We start from the raw sequence: 1238 nt of genomic DNA on the forward strand, positions 1-1238 counted from the left end.
GTATCCCCCCAGGTCAGCCCTGCCCAAGGTTCGCGAGTTCCAGGAGGCTGAGGGCATCGCATTCCAGACCGCGCGTGACGTCTACGGCCTGCTCGAAGACGAGGGCCTGGTCGTATCCCGAAAGGGAAAGGGCACCTTCGTCTCCCCGATCCTCGGAAAGATCCTTCGCGACGGCACTGGCCGGTACATCAGGGCAGCGCGTGAGGAGGATGGAGCCCGCGGTGCTTTCGCCGGAGAGATCGCTCGGCTGGGGATGACCTCCAGCTCAACTACGGTCATCTCTCGTGAGCGCCCACCGGCACGGGTGGCCCAGATCCTTGGCATCCACCACTCGACAAAGGCTCTGTCCAGGGCTCGCACCATGCTCGCCGATGACACCGTGGTCCAAGTCGCCACGTCCTACTTCCCTGGCGACATCGCCTTCGGCACTCAGCTTGAGGAGCAGGACACGGGAGACGGTGGCAGCAAGTCCCGGCTCTCCGAGTACGGGCACGCCCAGGTGCGCATCCGGGAGACCATCGACATCCGCCAGCCGACAAAGGTTGAGGCCGACGCGCTGGGCATCCCCACGGCCAGGAACGTCTACGAGATCACCCATGTCGGTCTCACCGCGGAGCGCAGGGCCGTCGAGGTCTGCGTCCACGTGATGCCCGTAAGCCTCTGGTCGCTCAGCTACGAGTGGCCCATCGATCAGCCCGAATCCTGAAAGGACTTCACCTTGAGCTCCAACGACGCCATCGTCCGTGATGCCACCGAGCGCTACCGCAAGGAGCGCCGGGAAGCTGGCGAGAGCCGCGGCGCCTTCGAGACGGAGATCCGTCGCCTTGGCGGTACGCCTCGCGTGGAGACGGCAGTCAGCCGCTCGACGGCGCCGGCCCCGGTCGCCTCAATTCTCGACATCGCCTCCACCGAGGAGACTGTCGTGCGGGCTCGCCACATGTACAACGGCGACACCCTCGTCCAGCTCGCGGACTCGTACGTGCCCCTCGACGTCGCGGAAGCTGCCCAGATCGAGAACCCCGACCCCGGAAAGGGCGGCATCATCAGCCGCATGGCAGATGCCGGGTTCGAGCAGACCGAGGTGATCGAAGAGGTCACCCAGTACACCGCCACCTCCATTGAGGCCGAAGCCTTCGGCGTCGAGGTGGGGTCCAACCTCATTCAGATCACGCACATCGGCTACACCTCTGCCGGGCGCGCCGTCGAGGTGACCGTGCACCGCCCCGGGCCCGGCTGGG

The 1238-nt window shown here is 66.2% G+C and carries 2 protein-coding genes; both read left to right on the plus strand.

The window, feature by feature from the left end; all coding sequences use genetic code 11:
* A partial coding sequence (locus B072_RS0135425) for a GntR family transcriptional regulator (RefSeq protein ID WP_018534726.1) occupies positions 1-706 on the plus strand: 706 nt, incomplete at its 5' end.
* A gap of 12 nt (positions 707-718) precedes the next feature.
* Positions 719-1238 (plus strand): UTRA domain-containing protein (locus tag B072_RS0135430; RefSeq protein ID WP_018534727.1); only part of this gene is annotated, 520 nt, incomplete at its 3' end.

The sequence above is a fragment of the Streptomyces sp. HmicA12 genome (assembly GCF_000373565.1).
Classification (GTDB): Bacteria; Actinomycetota; Actinomycetes; order Streptomycetales; family Streptomycetaceae; genus Streptomyces.